The sequence below is a fragment of the Streptomyces sp. NPDC056296 genome, assembly GCF_042268605.1.
Lineage (GTDB): Bacteria > Actinomycetota > Actinomycetes > Streptomycetales > Streptomycetaceae > Streptomyces.
In genome coordinates this window covers 1,402-2,928 of the sequence record NZ_JBHJRX010000132.1, presented here as the reverse complement: position 1 = coordinate 2,928, position 1,527 = coordinate 1,402, and the positions used below count along the sequence as shown (strand labels likewise).

1 pseudogene is annotated in these 1,527 nt (G+C 64.8%); it reads left to right on the top strand.

Annotated elements, in window-relative coordinates:
- Window positions 1-448: 448 nt before the first annotated feature.
- A pseudogene (locus ACFCZF_RS40735) lies at window positions 449-1,527 on the top strand (sugar-binding protein); the annotation flags it as partial.

The following is a 1,527-nucleotide window of genomic DNA, read 5'->3' as shown; positions in this document are numbered from 1 at the left end:
AGTTTCAGGGTCGGCTGTTTCTTCTTCTTCTACGTTTCCGGTCATGGCATGGGGCTGACTTTCTTCGAGTGCGCGCGATGACGCACAAATTTCTGCACAGAACTGCGCCGTTGTACCGCATGACGGGTCACCCAGTCCACCGTTCGGACAAAGTGGACATAAATTCGATGTTTGAAATACCAGACTCCCGAATCATCCATCATTAGGCGAGTATCGGAAAGTAGTTGACGTGCGCCTCTGTGCGTGATTAGACAAGTGCCGCTTTGCAGTTTTCTGCGAAGCGATCCGGTCGGACATTTCCGTCCGGTGGCTTGGCGTGCCCGTATCTCAGATTGATTGGAAGAGTGGGTGCGTCACAAAGGGGAGGGCATTGGGCATGAAAGTCCGGTACGGGAGATGGATCTCCTGTTTTGTCGTGTCCGCGGTGGTGATTACCACACTGCCGCAGATGGCATACGCCTCGTCCGCACCGTCCTCGGACGGTGACGGCAAGGGTGTAATCGATTCGCTCGCCGACTGGCTGGGCGGGGACGACGGCGCCGAGCCGGCGTTGCCGGCGGCGCCGCAGTCCGATGCGGATGTCCCCGATCGGCAGAAGCTGCCGAAGGGAAAGAACGCGCCGAAGGCGAAGCGGATCAAGGAGCTGACCGGCCGGCGGACGGCGAACGCCCGGTACTGGCAGATGTCCGACGGCCGCACCGAGGTGGAGCTGTCGGCGGTGCCGACGTCCTACCGGGACGGTACGGGCCGGAAGGCCCAGTGGAAGCCGATCGACACGTCGGTCCAGGCGTCGGAGACCAAGGGCTTCGACTTCGCGAACACGAGGAACACGCTGCACAGCCGGTTCGGTTCGGACAGCCACAAGCTGCTGCGGGTGGAGGCCGGTGAGGGCCGGTCGGTGACGATGGGCCTGGCCGGCGCGGACGCGCTGAAGCCGACGGCCAAGGGCAGCACGGTCACGTACAAGGACGCGATCGACGGCGCGGACCTCGCCTACGAGGTGGGCGCCGGGCGCGTCAAGGAGAACATCGTCCTGAATGAACGGCCCTCCGGTCCGGTGAAGTTCACGTTCACACTGGATGTGGACGGGCTGACGCCGAAGCAGGGCAAGGACGGTTCGGTCCGCTTCTTCGGCGAGTCGGCCGACCCCGTGCTGGTGATCCCGGCCGGGTTCATGACGGACTCGAAGAAGGACGCCTCGTCGCCGTACGGCACCCAGTACAGCACCGCGGTGAAGCAGCGGCTCGCCAAGGCCGGGGACGGCTGGACGCTGACGGTGACGCCGGACGCGAAGTGGCTGGCCGCGAAGGAACGCCAGTACCCCGTCACGGTCGACCCGACGATCGAGATCGCGCCGACGCCGACGACGGCACAGGACGTGATGATCTCCTCGGACGGCCCGGCGTCGAACTACGACGACAACTGGCGGCTGTCGGTCGGCAACACCACCACCGGCTCCTCGCGCGCCCTGCTGCGGTTCCCGCTGTCCGGGATACCGGCCGGGACGCGCGTGGACTCGGCGGATCT